Here is a 16,344-nt window from a genome sequence, read left to right as displayed (position 1 = left end):
CGTGGCGGCTTCCTCACCACTCGCTCCCGAGTGGCTTTCGCTTCCCGCTGACGTCAACCGACTGGACAGGGCGCTCTGGGCGCAGGATGTCAAGCGCTCCGCTTCGGGTGCCCTGACCATCGCCGGGCTGTCTGTTGCGGAGCTCGCTAAGCAGTTCGGCACCCCCCTGTTCGTGGTGTCCGAAGATGATTTCCGCGCTCGGGCCAGAAGTTTCCGGACGGCGTTCAACGCAGCGTTCAAGGATCTGTGCGGGGGAGTGGACGTCTACTACGCAGGTAAATCCTTCCTCTGCAGCGAGATAGCGCACTGGGTTTCCGAGGAAGGCCTACGCCTTGACACGGCATCGGGCGGTGAACTTGCCGTGGCCATGCGCGCAGGCCTCCACGGGAGGCAGCTCGCCCTCCACGGAAACAACAAGTCCGACGCCGAGATCAACCGGGCGCTGGACCTGGAAGTCGGGCGCATCGTCGTCGACAGCCTGGATGAACTCCGTCGCGTCGGAGCGCTGGCCGAAAGCCGGGGCGCGACAGCCAATGTGATGCTTCGACTCACCCCCGGGGTGCACGCCCACACCCACGAGTTCATTGCCACCGCACATGAGGACCAGAAGTTCGGGCTCTCGCTCGCGCCGTCGTCGTCGGACCGGGATTCTCCCGCCGCCCAGGCGGTGGCCGCAGCGCTCGGCCACCCGTGCATCCGCCTGCTCGGTGTGCACAGCCACATCGGCTCCCAGATCTTCGAGGCGGCAGGCTTCGAGCTCGCTGCGCGCCGAGTATTGGAATTCCTGGCCGACGTCCGGGACCGGCACGGCGTCGAACTCGAGGAGCTCGATCTCGGTGGCGGCTACGGGATCGCGTACACCGAAGCTGACACGCCGCGTCCGCCGTCGGACATCGCGCAGGCCATGGCCGACGTCGTCCGCAGCACGTGCGCCCAGCATGGCCTGCGGGTGCCGCGCATCTCGATTGAACCGGGGCGCGCCATCGTGGGGCCTACAACTTTCACGCTCTATTCAGCCGGAACCATCAAGACCGTGCAGGTGGATACCGACGGCGGCACGCACCCCCGGCGCTACATCTCAGTTGACGGCGGGATGAGCGACAACGCGCGGCCCGTCCTGTATGACGCCGACTACTCCGCTGTGCTGGCCTCCCGTGCGTCCTTCCAGGAACCGGTGTTGTCCCGCGTTGTCGGAAAACACTGTGAAAGCGGAGACATCGTTGTGCGCAGTGTGTACCTGCCCGCTGACACTGCGGGCGGCGACCTGATCGCGGTGCCCGGAACCGGCGCCTATTGCTGGGTGCTGTCGAGCAACTACAACTACCTCACCCGGCCGCCCGTCGTGGCGGTCAAGGACGGCGTCGCCCGGCTCATCGTGCGCGGCGAAACCGAGGACGACCTTCTGGCCCGCGATGTACCGCGGGAAACCGGTACCCACCGAGCAACCCTTGAAGCAGGAGCATGATCGATTTGACGACAGTCCCGGACGAAACGGTCCCAAGTACCTCTGCGCGCAAGACGCTGCGGGTTGCCCTGCTGGGCTGCGGCAACGTCGGATCCCAGGTGGCGCGCATCCTGGTGGAGGACGCCGACAACCTCGCAGCGAGAATCGGAGCCCGGCTTGATCTGATCGGCATTGCAGTCCGGTCAATCGATGCCCCTCGCGAAGCGGAGCTGCCCCGTGAGCTGTTCACCACCGACGCCGAGTCCCTGGTCGAGCGCGCGGATATCGTCATTGAGCTCATGGGCGGGATCGAGCCGGCCCGGACACTGATCCTGCGGGCGATCGACCATGGAGCCACGGTGGTCAGCGGCAACAAGGCACTGCTCGCCCAGGACGGCCCCACGCTCTATGAGCGTGCCGACGCCGCCCGCGTTCAGCTCTCGTACGAAGCCGCGGTGGCGGGAGCGATTCCAATCCTCCGGCCGATCCGCGACAGCCTGTCCGGCGACCGAATCACCCGGGTGCTCGGCATTGTCAACGGCACCACCAACTACATCCTCGACCAGATGGACAGCACGGGCGCGCAGTTCGCAGACGCGCTCGCCGACGCGCAACGCCTTGGTTACGCGGAAGCTGACCCGACGGCCGACATCGAGGGCCATGACGCCGCTGCGAAAGCCGCAATCCTCGCGTCGTTGTCCTTCCACACCCGGTTTGCGCTCGAGAACGTGCATTGCCAGGGCATTACCTCGGTAACCGCCGAGGACATCGCCTCGGCCAAGGACGCCGGGTACGTTATCAAGCTGCTCGCGATTGCGGAGCTGTTGAAGGATGAAGCCGGCGACGACGGCGTCAGCGTCCGCGTGCATCCCACCCTCCTCCCGCGGGACCACCCGCTTGCTGCCGTGCGTGGTGCGTTCAACGCAGTGTTCATCGAGGCTGAGAACGCCGGTGAACTAATGTTCTACGGCCAGGGCGCCGGTGGTACGCCTACCGCTTCCGCAGTACTCGGCGACGTCGTCAGCGCTGCCCGCAGGGTGGTGCTCGGGGGACCGGGACGCACCGAGACCACCACCGGCCACGTTCCGGCGCTGAGCATCGACACCGTATCCACCAGCTACTACATCGGCCTGGACGTCGCTGACCAGCCGGGTGTCCTGGCACAGATCGCCCAACTGTTCGCCGAGCACGGGGTATCCATCGAGACCATGCGGCAAACCATCCACCCCGCGAAGGACGGCAGCGACGCCACAGCGGAACTCCGGATCGTCACCCACCGGGCTGCTGAGTCCGCCCTGGCATCAACCGTCAAACATATCGAGGACCTCGACGTCATCAACGCGGTGACCTCCGTCCTCCGAGTAGAGGGAGTCTAATGGCCCACCAATGGCGCGGTGTTATCCGCGAATACGCTGATCGTTTGCCGGTAACCGAATCGACCAAGGTCATTACGCTGGGCGAGGGCGGCACCCCGCTGGTGCACGCGCCGGCGCTTTCCGGACTCACCGGTTGCAAGGTCTACCTGAAGGTCGAGGGTATGAACCCGACCGGCTCGTTCAAGGACCGGGGCATGACCATGGCCATTACCGCTGCCGTCGAAGCAGGCGCGAAGGCCGTAGTGTGTGCGTCGACGGGCAACACCTCGGCGTCGGCTGCAGCTTACGCCACCCAGGCCGGCCTGACCTGCGCGGTGCTCGTTCCGGAGGGGAAAATCGCGATGGGCAAGCTCAGCCAGGCGATCGCCCACGGCGCGGAACTGCTTCAGGTCCACGGCAACTTCGACAACTGCCTTGACGTTGCGCGCAAGCTCGCTGAGGCATACCCGGTGTTCCTGGTGAACTCCGTCAACCCGGCGCGGATCGAAGGGCAGAAGACAGCCGCCTTCGAGGTGGTCGATTTTCTCGGCGATGCACCGGATTACCATCTCCTGCCCGTGGGGAACGCAGGAAACATCACGGCGTACTGGAAGGGCTACAAGGAGTACTCCCAGTCCTATACCTCACGCACCGCTGGCGAGCTTCCCGCAGTCTCGACCCGCACCCCCGTGATGTGGGGCTTCCAGGCCGAGGGCGCTTCGCCGCTCGTGAAGGGTTACCCGGTTACGGAACCCGACACCATCGCAACCGCTATCCGCATCGGCAATCCGGCTTCGTGGGAGCAGGCAATCACCGCCCGCGATGAATCCGGCGGGCTCATCGAAGCCGTCACCGATGAGGAGATTCTCGAAGCCCACCGCTGGCTTTCCTCGCGCGAAGGTGTTTTTGTCGAGCCTGCGTCTGCTGCAGGGGTGGCGGGCCTGCTGAAGAAGCACGCGGCAGGGGAGGTGCCCGAGGGTAAAACCATCGTGATTACCGTTACCGGCCACGGGTTGAAGGATCCGCAGTGGGCGCTCAAAGCAGCCGACGGCTCCGATGTCCAGCCCACGAAGGTGGAGTTCGACGTCGTCAGCGTGGCCGGAGCGCTCGGTTTGGCGGACGCCGACTCGGGCCAGCCTGCCAATGCTTGACGGGGTTCCCGCAGTGATCGCCCAGGTGGTGGCTCCCGGCCAGGAGGTCTCGGTCGAGGTCCCGGCCACCAGCGCCAACCTGGGCCCCGGATTCGACAGCCTGGGGCTCGCGGTTACGCTCTACGATTCGATCAGGGTGCGCACAACCGCGACAGGCACGACGACGGTGAAAGTCACCGGCGAGGGCGAGGCAACCCTCCCGAGGAACGAAGAACACCTGGTCGCCGCAACCATCATCAGGACTCTTGAGCGTGCAGGCTTCGCAAGTCCTGGTCTTGAAATCGAGGCGTCGAACGTGATTCCGCATGGGCGTGGGCTCGGGTCCTCCGCTGCGGCCATCGTCTCCGCAGTGCTGGCCGCGAACGCCCTGCTTCCGGAAGCCTCGCGGATGGATGGCCAGGGGGTTCTCCAGCTTTGCTCCACGCTGGAGGGCCACCCCGACAACGTTGCGCCCGCACTGCTCGGCTCTCTCGCGGTTTCCTGGGAGACAGGCCGGGCGTTCCAGAGCACAGCAGTGGTGGTTCACCCCGGCGTCGTTCCCGTCGTCGCAATCCCGTCGAGTGAACTGTCCACCGAAGCCGCGCGTGCACTGCTGCCTGCGTCCGTTCCGCACAGCAGTGCGGCGGCGAACGCCGGACGCGCCGCGCTCCTGGTGCATGCGCTGACCTCGGAACCCCGGTTTCTGCTGGACGCGACCCGCGACCTCCTGCACCAGGACTACCGGGCACAGGCCATGATGCACAGTGCCACCCTGATGCGCGCGCTTCGTTCGGAGGGCCACGCGGCGGTCATCTCCGGTGCCGGCCCCACGATCATGACCCTTGCCGCTGACGAAGAGCAGGCCGGTGCCGTGATCGACGCCATCGAGAGGCATGTAGGCGCGGCGGACGGTGCCGTCAACCTCACTGCAGTCAATGCCGCCGACGGCACCATTCCCGATGCCGTCCAGTGGCGTGTTCTTCGGCTGAACGTGGCCACAGAAGGTGCTAAAGTGAAAGTGCACCAACGGTAAGTCCTTACACATCAGGTTCTACTCTGATCGTTATGAGGCAACTGTATTCAGATGTGCTTCTGTTGATCTGGCCGTCATTTTCTGTGACCGTCTTGAAACTGCCTGTTTGTCAGCAGTAGCCCAATCTCAGGTGTACCTCCCAGAAACTGATGCGGCAGCCGGTCACTTCGTGGCTGCGCCGCTGAAGAGGTTTCGAGGTTCAGCACGTTCGGCCTTGCTGGAGAGCCTCCGGCAAATACCGAGACCCCAGCCTCCATCATCTAGACGTGGCGGCGGGCAAACCAAACGCGATCCACATCAGAGATGGATCGCCCGACGAGGGGAAGGATCCTTCGTGACTCAAACCACTGACCTGCCGACAGGCGTGGATACCCAAGCCGCCGAAACCAACGGCGCAACAGCTTCCAAGAGTGCCGGTCTTGCCGGACTGAAGCTCGCCCAGCTGCAGGCGCTTGCCGGTCAGCTCGGCATCACCGTGGGATCGCGGATGCGCAAGGGCGATCTCGTCACGGCTATCTCAGACCACCAGCGCGGTTCAGCCGTAGCGGACCGCCCGAAGGCGGCTGCGGCTCAGAAGCCCGCGCAGGAGGACGCACCTTCACAGAACGGTGCTGATCAAGGGCAGGCGCAGGATCCGGCGGAGAAGCCCTCCCGTACCCGCAATCGCAACCGGCGTGCCGGCAGCGACGGCGTCGTCAAGACTGAGCAGCAGCCAGCGGCCGATGATGGTCAGGTTGGTGCAGGCGGAACTGAAGCTTCCGCCTCTGATTCCGGCGCATCCACAACGGCGGGCGAGACCGAAGCTCCCGAGCGCGGCCGGCGTGGCCGGAACAATCGTGGCGGACGCCGTGCCGACGCCGAAGCACAGAATGACGGCACATCAACCACCGAGGAGTCCGCGCCGCAGGGCGGCGATACCTCGGAGGGTGCAGATGCTCAGGGCGAAGGCCAGGAGCGCCGCAATGACCGCCGGGAGCGCAACCGCGACCGCAACGAACGCCGCAATACCAACCGCGACGAAAACGAGCGTAGCGAGAACCGTAACGACCGGTCTGAGAACCGCAACGAGCGCAGCGACACCCGCAATGATCGCAACGACCGGTCTGAGAACCGCAACGAGCGTAGCGAGAACCGGAACGATCGCAATGAGCGGTCTGAGAACCGCAATGATCGCGTTGAGAACCGCAATGACCGGTCCGAGAACCGCAACGATCGCGAAGACGGCAATGGGCGTGGGCGTAACCGTCGCAATCGCAACACCCGCGAGGATGACCGCAACAACCGCTTCCGTGACCGCAATGAGCGCCGTCGCGGACGCGGCCAGAATCCCGAGGTCGACGACGTCGAGGTAACCGAGGATGATGTGCTGCTGCCGGTAGCTGGCATCCTCGACGTGCTGGAAAACTACGCCTTCGTGCGTACCTCCGGTTACCTTCCCGGGCCTAATGATGTCTATGTCTCGCTCGCGCAGGTCAAGAAGTACGGGCTCCGCAAGGGTGACGCCGTCGTCGGTGCCATCCGTGCACCGCGCGAGGGTGAGAACCAGAACAACGCCCGGCAGAAGTTCAACGCGCTTGTCCAGATGACTTCCGTCAACGGCAAGACCCCTGAGGAACTCAAGGATCGCGTCGAATTCGCGAAGCTTGTACCGCTGTACCCGTCCGAGCGTCTGCGCCTTGAGACGGACCCCAAGAAGATCGGCCCCCGCGTCATCGACCTGGTGGCGCCGATCGGCAAGGGCCAGCGTGGACTGATTGTTTCGCCGCCGAAGGCCGGCAAGACCCTCATCCTGCAGGCAATCGCGAACGCCATAACCGTGAACAATCCTGAGGTTCACCTCATGATGGTGCTGGTTGATGAGCGTCCCGAGGAAGTCACCGACATGCAGCGCACGGTGAAGGGCGAGGTCATTGCCTCGACCTTCGACCGTCCCGCCGATGACCACACCACGGTTGCCGAGCTCTCGATCGAGCGCGCCAAGCGCCTCGTGGAGATGGGCATGGACGTCGTCGTTCTCCTTGATTCGATGACCCGCCTTGGCCGTGCCTACAACCTGGCTGCTCCTGCCTCCGGACGTATTCTCTCCGGTGGCGTGGACTCGGCAGCGTTGTACCCGCCCAAGCGTTTCTTCGGCGCCGCGCGCAACATCGAGAATGGCGGCTCGCTGACCATTCTTGCCACCGCGCTCGTCGAGACCGGATCCAAAATGGACGAGGTCATCTTCGAGGAGTTCAAGGGCACCGGCAACATGGAACTGCGCCTGTCCCGCAACCTCGCGGACAAGCGCATCTTCCCGGCTGTCGACGTCAACGCGTCGGGTACCCGGCGCGAGGAGAACCTGCTCTCGGCCGACGAGGTCAAGATCATGTGGAAGCTCCGCCGCGTCCTGTCCGGACTCGAGCAGCAGCAGGCGCTCGAACTGCTGACCAACAAGATCCGGGAGACGCAGTCGAACGTTGAGTTCCTGATGCAGGTCCAGAAGACCACGCTGGGTTCCAAGAGCGACAACGATTAACTGAGGTAGCCGTCCGGAACATGCCACGCAGGCATGTCCCGGGCGGCTTCCCGCATTAAGCCGTCCCACCCCATCGAGTCAGCAGAAATAGCTGAAATATATGGGAAGACCCAGCTATTTCTGCTGACTCGATTCCTTCGAAAGAGGTAGTGCTGCCATGTTTGAGTCCATACACGGTCTGCTCGATGAACATGCCGAACTCCAGCTGCGGCTCTCCGACCCAGCCGTCCACGCTGACCAGGGCCTGGCCAGGAAACTCGGACGCCGGTACGCCGAACTCAGCGGCATCGTAGAAGCGCATACGCGGTGGAAGGCACTCGAAGACGACCTAGAGGCTGCACGGGAGATGGCCGATGATCCCGAGTTTGCCGCGGAAGTTCCCCAGCTTGAGGAACAACTGGATACAGCCCAGGAGCGCTTGCGCCGGCTGCTCATTCCACGGGATCCGAATGACGCCCGCAACGTGATCATCGAGGTCAAGGGTGGAGAAGGCGGCGACGAAGCTGCGCTCTTCGCCGGTGACCTGCTCCGTATGTACACGCGGTATGCCGAAAACCGTGGCTGGAAAACCGAACTCATCTCTGCGAACGAATCTGATCTGGGCGGCTACAAGGACGTCCAGATGGCCATCAAGGGCTCATCCAATGATCCCGCCGAGGGTGTCTACGCACGGCTGAAGTTCGAGGGCGGCGTACACCGGGTGCAGCGCGTCCCTGTGACCGAGTCCCAGGGCCGCATCCATACCTCTGCTGCCGGTGTGCTGGTGCTGCCTGAAGTCGACGAACCTGAAGAGGTCGAGATCAGCCAGAACGACCTTAAGATCGACGTCTACCGGTCCTCGGGCCCAGGCGGCCAATCGGTCAACACCACAGACTCCGCGGTCCGGATCACCCACCTCCCTACCGGCATCGTGGTTGCCATGCAGAACGAGAAGTCACAGCTGCAGAACCGTGAAGCAGCGATGCGCGTACTTCGCTCGCGCATCCTTGCCGCGAAGCAGGAAGAAATCGACGCAGCGAACTCCGACATCCGTAAGTCACAGGTCCGGACCATGGACCGGTCCGAGCGGATCCGCACGTACAACTTCCCGGAGAACCGCATCGCCGACCACCGCACCGGGTACAAGGCCTACAACCTCGACGCCGTGATGAATGGCGACCTTGAACCTGTGGTTCAGTCAGCAATTGAACTGGACGAGCAAACCCGGTTGGCAGCAATCGGCGACGACGACTAGCTCACTGATGCAATCGTTGGATGATGCCCTGCGCGATGCCGCTGCAATGCTTCTGGACGCGGGCGTGCCCAGTCCGCGGGTCGACGCCGAGCTCCTCGCCGCCCATCTACTGGGGGAGACCGCGGGACGGGTTCGTGCGCTGGCTCTATCCGGTGCACCCGCGCCGGCTGGTCTGGCTGAGCTGGTGGAAGAGCGCGCCAAGCGTATCCCGCTTCAGCACATCACCGGCGTCGCGCACTTTCGCTACCTCGAATTGGCTGTAGGGCCAGGGGTCTTCATCCCCCGCCCGGAAACCGAAATCGTCGCCCAGCTCGCCATAGATGCGGCGCGGGCAACCGACGGCGCCAAAGTCGCCGACCTCGGTACCGGCTCCGGTGCCATTGCTGCGTCGGTAGCCCAGGAGGTGCCGGATGCGTCGGTGTTCGCCGTCGAGCTGAGCGATCTTGCGTGCGCCTGGGCGGAACGCAACCTGAAGCCGTTCGGGGTGCAGTTGCTACAGGGGGACTTCGCCGAGGCGCTGGGAGAACACGACGGAACTTTCGACGTCGTCGTTTCCAATCCGCCGTACATTCCCACTGAAGCAGTGCCCCGCGACCCCGAAGTTGCCGAGCATGACCCCGAACTCGCCCTCTACGGTGGGAGCGCAGACGGCCTGCGCTTGCCTCTTGCCGCAGCGAAGGCTGGGGCAAGGCTGCTGAAGCCCGGCGGGTACTTCGTGATGGAACATGCGGAAGAGCAGGCCGAATCGTTGAAACGGATTCTGCAATCGGAGGCCGTGTGGAACGCCGTCGAAATCCACCTGGACCTGTCCGGACGTGCGCGTGCCACATCCGCTGTACGCGCTTGATGTGTCGTTCGGAGATAGCCTGATGTGCGTCGATGTGCCAATGGCCCGCCTGAAGTGAAAGGATATCCCGCGTGAGTGCAACATTTGATTGTTCCGATCCAACCGAACGCAGCGAGGGCCTCGCCCGCGCGCAAAGCGCTCTTGCGGCCAAGCAATGCGTAGTTATCCCGACGGACACCGTTTACGGGATCGCTGCTGATGCATTCGCGCCTCAGGCTGTTGCCACCCTGCTCGCGTCGAAGGGGCGCGGTCGCAGCATGCCGCCACCTGTCCTCATCCCGCGCCAACAGACAATGGATGGGCTTGCAACCGATGTAAGTGTCGAGGCGCGCCGGCTCGCTGAAGCGTTCTGGCCGGGCGGGCTCACCCTCATCTGCCACGCACAGCCATCACTCACCTGGGATCTCGGCGACACGTACGGCACGGTGGCCCTGCGCATGCCCGATGACCGGCTCGCCCTGGACCTGTTGATTCTTACCGGGCCGCTGGCAGTTTCCTCCGCCAATCGGACCGGCCAACCGGCGGCAACCACAGCCGCTGAGGCTCATACCCAGCTCGGGGAATCCGTTGAGGTTTACCTTGAAGACGGTGCGCGGCTGGCCGACGGCAGCTCTTCCACCATTGTGGACGCGACGGGCGAGACGCTGGTGGTGGTACGTGTCGGCGTTATCTCAATCGAAGAGCTGCGCGCAGTGGTGCCGGAAATCCGGCTGGCAGGGAAGGTCGAGGAGGGGTCAGCCGAGGAAGCGGCGGCGCCGGTGACCGACTTCGAGGCTGGGGAGACTGCTGCGGAACCGGAAACCGAAGCCGGCGGAAGCGAGGAAGCAACCGCAGAGAACTCCGTGGCAGCAGACCCGGATGAAGCCGATGCTGCTACCGCCGCCGCTGGGCCCCGGCCTGTTCAAGAATCGAACTGACCTTCCCTGGCAGGACGATCCCCGCGTCGGTTGCCCATCCCGCAAGTTGATCCTGCCCGAACCACATCAGTTCTACCCGTCGGATTGAGCCGTGAAGCCGTTCCTTCAGCAGCCCGGACAGGCCGTACCCGGTTTTCAGGATGAGCCGACACAGGCCAGCAGGCAACACCAGGGGAGTGCCGCCTGCTGATTCCAGCACGGTGCGGACCGTCATCTGCTCCCAGGGCTGCAGAACTATTGCTGGAACGGGCCCGTTGTGGGCACCGACTGCAAGGACCAGCGACGCCAGGGAATCAACGGAAGTGACCGGGCTGGGAGCAGTTCCTGGGGCCGCGACCGAAGCCAGGGGAGAGGCAGCCAGCCGCGCGAGCGCCGTCGTCGTCGGCCTGCCCGGTCCCTGTACCGATGCGGCGCGGATCGTCACAATCTCGACTCCACTGCCGGCCAGCGAGCGGAGCGCGAGTTCGCCGAGCGCCTTGCTGCGGGAATAGGGGGAGAACGGTGCGGTCTCCGGGCTTTCGTCGAGCACCGGCCGCTGGCCCTGTACGGCAGCGCTGCTGAGGTGGATCAGGCGCTCCACTCCGGCGGCAGCGCACGCACGGGCGACGAGCAAGGGAAGCAGCGCGTTCGCCCCGGTCAAGTTTGGCGAATCGACGCTGCCGGGCGTCGCGAGGCCCGCGGCGTTGACGACGACGGCGCTTCCCCGAAACTGTTCGGCCAGGGCCTCAACCGCACCTGCATGACGGTCCGCTTCGCGTTCCAGTTCACCGGCACTGCTCGCGACCGATTCGAAGCGTGGCGCACTGATCGAAATGCCTGCCAAGCCAGCTTCGGAAAGGCTCTGCAGCACCGCCGATCCGACAAACCCGCTGCCGCCGATCACTGTCCAAGTCACTGAGGGTCCCTACCGTCACCGTTCAGGGCTGGCATGGGTGTCCAGCCCGGGTCCCGAAGAATACTGCGCGACTCCCGCCAGCCATTCCATAGCGAACCGAGCCCGCTGAGCGAACGTTCGACGACCACCAGCCGGAAAACTTCCTTTGCAGCTGCAAGGACGGTGCCCAGGGCAAATCCGATCCGGTTGAACCGGCCGCGCTCCATCAGATAACGGGCAAGGTGGCCACGGTTGCGCATGCCGCAGTAGCGCGCGAGGTTGCTTGAGTCGTTCAGGTGCCTCACTCCGAGGTCGACCTGCTTCTGCGGGCGGGCCTTGCGGAGCGCGTACTCGTCGATGTAGACGACCGGTTCGTGCTGGGAGATGAGCCAGCCGTACGTCGTATCATCACCGTTGATGAAGAAGCGCGGATCAGGTAAACCAACGGCCCGCACCGTATCGGCATGCACCAGCATGCCCTCGAAGCAACCGACATTGGTCTGGAAAACCTTTGACGAGGCGAAGACATCCCCCCGGACGGGAAGGTGCAGTCCAAGGAATGCATTGAATCGGTGCTGCCAGAAGAACGGCTTTCCTGTGTGGTCCCAGCGCCTGCCGTGCAGGCAGCGGTACGTTTCCGTATACGGCGCGAAGGCGCCGAGAGCGCCCGGCAGGGCTTCGACGTCGTCGTCCATCAGCCACAGCCACTGCGCGCCTGCAGTGAGGGCACGCTCAACACCAGCGGAAAAACCGCCGGACCCGCCGGCGTTCTTCGCGAGTCTGTGCACAATCAAAGGCACGGGGAGCGAGCATGCCGCCTGGTCGAGTACGTCGGCAGTGTGATCGGTGCTTGCGTTATCGACGACGACGACGGCGGCAGGTGCCGGGGCCAGCTTGCCAAGGCTTTCCAGCAAACGGCGCAGATAGTCAGCGCGATTGAATGTGGTGACGACGACCGTCACCCGTGGAATTGTCTGCACAGGCTCAGAAGCCGAAATCCGAGGGCGGTCCGAAGTTCCGTCCACGCACACCCGAAGCATAGGTCCGGGCCCAGGAGACAAGGCCCTGAACGTCGCCCCTTCGAAGATAGTAGGCCGGATAACCCACGGCGTCCGCTACCAATGACCGCACGCGGCCGTACCGGCGCGTCAGGTGCCCACGGTTACGGAAGTAGTAGAACCTCTTGAACGCGGTTTCGGGGACCAGCACGTGCAACCGGTCCCCGAGTACCGGCTGCACTTCCGCCCAGCCGGGAGGGTGGCTCAGGGCAACGGTCGTGACCGTTCCGAATGGGATGCCTGCCCGGCGCAGTCTCAACATGAAATCTGTCTCGTCGCCGCGAATGAACAGGCGTACATCCGGCAGGCCCACGCGGAAAAAGACCTCAGCGCGGATCAGTGCGCCATTGAAGAACTGGCCGACGTTGGGGATGAACCCAAGCTCCTCTACCCGCGCCCGGTCGTGGGTGGTGTGCCCCTCGACGCGGAAGGGGAACGAGAGCCGCGTGTGGTCCCCGGGCGCCACGATGATCGGCAATACGACGTCGAGGCCGCGCGAGTGAGCGGCCTCGAGCAGTTTGCTGAGTACTGCTGCATCCTCGGGATGGGCATCATCATCCATGATCCAGATCCAGTCAGCGCCGCTGGCCATAGCCGAGAGGATAGCTAGGGAAAACCCCCCCGCCCCTCCGAGGTTACTTTGGGAGCGTATGTAGTTGACCGGTGCATCCGCCATAGCAGCGATGGCGCTGACGTCCTGTGTTCCCGAATCGACCAGGGCGACGGACACCGGCGAATGATCCTGCCGCGAAAGGGCTCCCAGGAGTGTCTGTACGTCGTCGGGCCTGTCAAAGGTCACTGCCGCTACAGCCACGGTTTCCTGCAAAACGGTCCTTTCGGCCAGCTCCCACCGTGCAAATTGCACGTGTCCCGCACGCGGGGGCGTGCACCGGTGGGGCTAGTATTCTCGGGTAGGGAAAGTCTATTACACGGCCGAGCGGCTCTGCGTTGGTGCTTGACTGCGGCTGACGCTGGTGCCTGCTGCACCACAAAGGAACCATGACTCAGACGGACAATCAGGACTCCTCCACGGGGGATAGCCGGAACAACTCCGCCTTTCGGACGGACAAGCCGGCTCTGTGGCTCTGGTCGCAGTACGCCTTTGACTCAGCGGCATGGATAGTTGCAATTCTGCTGGCTCTGATCCTGCGACTGGAACTCCTGGTGAACCAGGTCAACCTTCCGGGCATCATCGCTCTCTGTTCGGTGGCGGTCATCTCCCAACTCGTCATCGGAACCAGTTTCGCGCTTTACCGCGGACGCTATGCCTTCGGTAGTTTCCATGAGGCGAAGTTGCTGGTCATCGTGACGGTCATAGTTTCGGTCATCATGCTGCTGGTCAGTGTTGCGTTCTTCTCCTTCATTGAAGTCCCGCGCAGTGTCGGAATTATTGCTTTCCCGTTCGCCTGCATGTTCATGGCATCCACCCGGTACCTCAAACGCATGTATGTGGAGAGCAAGGCCAAGCCGGGGGACGACGCCCAGCGCACGCTGATCTATGGTGCCGGGTTCCTCGGTAAATCGCTCGCAACGCGCATGATGCAGGATTCCGAGTCGCCCTACTTCCCGGTAGGCCTCATTGACGATGACCCAGCCAAGAAACACCTGCGGCTGTCCACCGTTCCTGTCCTGGGCAAGTTGGAAGACCTTCCAGAGATTGCACGCCGTACCCGCGCCTCCGCACTGATCATCGCGTTCGCGAACGTCGAAGCAGCACAGGTCCGGCGGGTTTCGGACCTGGTGGCGGGCCTCAACATGCGCGTACTGGTGTTGCCTCCGTTGCGAGAGATGCTGGCTGGGGGAGGGTCCAACGGATTCACGAATTTCCGGGAAGTAGCTGTCGAGGACCTCATAGGCAGAAGCCCGGTGGACATTCACGCCGAGGAAGTATCCGGTTACATCGCCGGTAGGCGGGTCCTCGTGACCGGTGCTGGAGGATCAATCGGATCCGAGCTGTGCCGGCAGCTCGCCGAATATGGCCCATCCGAGCTCATCATGCTCGACCGGGATGAGACCGGTTTGCAATCTACGCAGATATCCATGACGGGCCGGGGCCTGTTGACTGGCCGGGATACCGTTCTCGCTGACATCCGCGAGGGTGAAAACCTGAAAGCGATCTTTATTGACCGCAAGCCGGAAGTCGTATTTCACGCGGCAGCCCTGAAACACGTTTCCCTCCTGGAGCAGTATCCGGAGGAGGCATGGAAGACCAACGTCCTTGGCACGCTTAACGTGCTCCGTGCTGCTGAAGCTGCCGGAGTCAGCAACTTCGTCAATATCTCGACCGATAAGGCCGCCAATCCCACGAGCGTTCTTGGCCACTCGAAGCGTGTTGCGGAAAAGCTCACGGCCTGGACTGCGGGCTCCGAAGGGCGCAAGTACGTCTCGGTGCGCTTCGGCAACGTCATCGGCAGCCGCGGGTCGATGCTGCCGCTTTTCACGGAGCAGATTCGGGTTGGTGGACCCATCACCGTGACGGACCCGGAGGTCACGCGCTTCTTCATGACCATTCCTGAAGCATGCCAACTGGTGATCCAGGCAGGCGCGATTGGACGCGGCGGTGAAGTGCTCATCCTTGACATGGGTGAACCGGTGAAAATCCTCGACGTTGCGCAGCGCATGATCGCGATGTCCGGGAAGGATATCGGCATCGTCTTCACGGGCCTGCGCAAGGGGGAGAAACTGCACGAGGACCTGGTGGGTGTGGACGAGGAGGACACCCGTCCGCTCCACCCGAAGATTTCGCACACTCAGGTGTCAGCTCTCGATCCGGGGCTGCTTGACCTCCGTGACTGGAAGGTCAAGGGCGGCATTGAACACTACTCAGCGGAGAACAGTCGTTCCATAGATGAGGGTGCGTAATGCTGCTCTGGCTGGTGGTCGGCGCCGCTTTGCTGGCAAGTGTGTCCCTTCCGTTCGCCCTCAAGCCGTTGCTCCATAAGCTGGGTGTGCTTGATATCCCGAATGAGCGCTCGTCCCACAACACAGTGGTCATTCGCGGAGTGGGTATCACTGTCGGAGTGGGGATCGTCGTCGGCTTGGTACTCTCCATCGTCACCGGACTCGTCCCGGTCGACCGATCGATCGTGCTGATTGTGCTCGCGATGGTCGGTTCGGCTGCCGTATTGGGGTGGATCGAAGACTACCGTGGTCTCTCCATCCAGTTGCGAGCAATAATTCAGCTTGCTATCGGGGCGGTGGGGACGGCTGCCCTTGCGTGGACCATTGACCAGTCCTATTGGTGGATTCCGGTTGGTGCGCTCGCGGTTGCCGCCTACGTCAACGCAGCGAACTTCATGGACGGTATCAACGGAATCTCGGGGTTCCACGGTGTGGTGGTGGGAATCTTCTACGCGGTGGCCGGGGTGATGGCGGATCAGTTCTGGCTGACGGTGGCCGGCCTGGTTGTCGCAGCAGCTTTCGCCGGCTTCCTTCCGTGGAACCTGGGCCGGGGGTTCGTCTTCCTCGGTGATGTGGGCAGCTACTTGCTGGGAGCGTCCATTGCCAGCATGGCGGTTGCCGGCCTCCTTACAGGTGTCTACGTCGAGTACCTCCTCGCTCCGGTATTGATTTACCTCGCGGACACCTTCGTGACCTTCCTTCGAAGGGTCCGGGCCGGTCAGCGGTGGTACGCGTCCCACCGTGAGCATGTCTACCAACAGCTGACCGACGTGGGGCTTTCACACGTCCAGGCCGCGCTGGTCGTCTCCGTCAGCTCGATTTCGGTAGGGGTTGCAGGGTTCATCCTGGCAACTGCTCCAGCTCCCCTCGCCATCACCTGTTCGCTGTTCGCGGCAGCTGTTGTTGTGTTATACCTCTACTCGCCGCAGATTCTGGGCCGCCGGGCGAAGGCAGTTGTCTCTTAGCATTTCGCCAACTCGATCCAGTGGCTAGAGCACTTCACGTAACAGGTGATTTCTATCTGCTGTAGAATTGT

General features: G+C 63.4%; 13 protein-coding genes. 10 read left to right on the top strand and 3 right to left on the bottom strand.

Going from position 1 to position 16,344, the window contains the following annotated elements:
* Position 1 precedes the first annotated feature (1 nt).
* From lysA to ACWA1U_RS14320, 8 genes are all read left to right on the top strand, one after another.
* Positions 2-1,465 (top strand): diaminopimelate decarboxylase, encoded by a 1,464-nt coding sequence (gene lysA / locus ACWA1U_RS14355; RefSeq protein ID WP_463722838.1) that lies wholly within the window; start codon positions 2-4, stop codon positions 1,463-1,465.
* Positions 1,462-2,820, top strand: coding sequence for a homoserine dehydrogenase (locus ACWA1U_RS14350; protein ID WP_463722837.1), 1,359 nt, complete (start codon positions 1,462-1,464; stop codon positions 2,818-2,820). Before lysA ends, ACWA1U_RS14350 begins: the two co-directional genes overlap by 4 nt.
* Entirely contained in the window at positions 2,820-3,950 is a 1,131-nt protein-coding gene (thrC, locus tag ACWA1U_RS14345) for a threonine synthase (protein ID WP_463722836.1), read from the top strand. The genes ACWA1U_RS14350 and thrC overlap by 1 nt, the downstream gene beginning before the upstream one ends.
* Positions 3,943-4,962, top strand: coding sequence for a homoserine kinase (gene thrB / locus ACWA1U_RS14340; RefSeq protein ID WP_463722835.1), 1,020 nt, complete (start codon positions 3,943-3,945; stop codon positions 4,960-4,962). The genes thrC and thrB overlap by 8 nt, the downstream gene beginning before the upstream one ends.
* A gap of 334 nt (positions 4,963-5,296) precedes the next feature.
* Complete coding sequence (rho, locus tag ACWA1U_RS14335; protein ID WP_463722834.1) at positions 5,297-7,477, top strand: transcription termination factor Rho; 2,181 nt, start codon at positions 5,297-5,299, stop codon at positions 7,475-7,477.
* Between the two features lie 157 nt (positions 7,478-7,634).
* Positions 7,635-8,711 (top strand): peptide chain release factor 1, encoded by a 1,077-nt coding sequence (gene prfA / locus ACWA1U_RS14330; protein ID WP_463722833.1) that lies wholly within the window; start codon positions 7,635-7,637, stop codon positions 8,709-8,711.
* Between the two features lie 7 nt (positions 8,712-8,718).
* Complete coding sequence (gene prmC / locus ACWA1U_RS14325; RefSeq protein WP_463722832.1) at positions 8,719-9,558, top strand: peptide chain release factor N(5)-glutamine methyltransferase; 840 nt, start codon at positions 8,719-8,721, stop codon at positions 9,556-9,558.
* Positions 9,559-9,629: 71 nt separating this feature from the next.
* Entirely contained in the window at positions 9,630-10,475 is an 846-nt protein-coding gene (locus tag ACWA1U_RS14320; protein ID WP_463722831.1) for an L-threonylcarbamoyladenylate synthase, read from the top strand.
* Here ACWA1U_RS14320 and ACWA1U_RS14315 read toward each other — a convergent pair.
* The 3 genes from ACWA1U_RS14315 to ACWA1U_RS14305 are packed head-to-tail and all read right to left on the bottom strand — an operon-like array spanning position 10,432 to position 13,233.
* On the bottom strand, positions 10,432-11,370 hold the full coding sequence (locus ACWA1U_RS14315) for an NAD-dependent epimerase/dehydratase family protein (RefSeq protein WP_463722830.1): 939 nt from the start codon (positions 11,368-11,370) through the stop codon (positions 10,432-10,434). The two genes, ACWA1U_RS14320 and ACWA1U_RS14315, sit on opposite strands and share 44 nt — an antisense overlap.
* The gene (locus ACWA1U_RS14310; RefSeq protein ID WP_463722829.1) at positions 11,367-12,311 is read right to left on the bottom strand and encodes a glycosyltransferase; all 945 of its coding nucleotides are present in this window, start codon (positions 12,309-12,311) and stop codon (positions 11,367-11,369) included. Before ACWA1U_RS14310 ends, ACWA1U_RS14315 begins: the two co-directional genes overlap by 4 nt.
* A 22-nt stretch (positions 12,312-12,333) precedes the next feature.
* Complete coding sequence (locus tag ACWA1U_RS14305) at positions 12,334-13,233, bottom strand: glycosyltransferase (RefSeq protein WP_463722828.1); 900 nt, start codon at positions 13,231-13,233, stop codon at positions 12,334-12,336.
* 173 nt (positions 13,234-13,406) lie between these two features.
* Between ACWA1U_RS14305 and ACWA1U_RS14300 the strand changes: the two genes are divergently transcribed.
* Complete coding sequence (locus ACWA1U_RS14300; protein WP_463722827.1) at positions 13,407-15,269, top strand: polysaccharide biosynthesis protein; 1,863 nt, start codon at positions 13,407-13,409, stop codon at positions 15,267-15,269.
* Positions 15,269-16,273, top strand: coding sequence for an MraY family glycosyltransferase (locus tag ACWA1U_RS14295; RefSeq protein WP_463722826.1), 1,005 nt, complete (start codon positions 15,269-15,271; stop codon positions 16,271-16,273). The genes ACWA1U_RS14300 and ACWA1U_RS14295 overlap by 1 nt, the downstream gene beginning before the upstream one ends.
* The last annotated feature ends 71 nt before the right edge of the window (positions 16,274-16,344 follow it).

Source organism: Arthrobacter sp. TRD_SC_6 (assembly GCF_055361185.1).
Note: the sequence above shows the minus strand (reverse complement) of the source record. Positions and strands in the feature narration are given on the sequence as shown.